1 protein-coding gene is annotated in these 248 nt (G+C 48.4%); it reads left to right on the plus strand.

What is annotated here, in order from left to right; translation table 11 throughout:
* Positions 1–248 (plus strand): SidA/IucD/PvdA family monooxygenase (locus HBA93_RS22535; protein WP_221724721.1); only part of this gene is annotated, 248 nt, incomplete at both ends.

Below are 248 nucleotides of genomic sequence, written 5' to 3' on the forward strand. Positions count from 1 at the left end.
TCTATATCGCTTTGACACCGGACATGGTCAGCAATGGTGCTTCTGTTCAGTGGATATCGCGCTCTGCCGGTTTTTTCCCGATGGAATATTCCAAGCTCGGGCTGGAATATTTCTCCCCGGATTATATGCAATATTTCCATACAGTGCCGCGTGAAAAGCGCCGCGACATTACCAGAAAACAGGGGCTGCTTTATAAAGGCATCAGCATTTCCACCATCGCGGAAATCTTTGACCTGCTTTATGAGCGC

The sequence above is a fragment of the Ochrobactrum sp. SFR4 genome (assembly GCF_019730395.1).
Classification (GTDB): Bacteria; Pseudomonadota; Alphaproteobacteria; order Rhizobiales; family Rhizobiaceae; genus Pseudochrobactrum.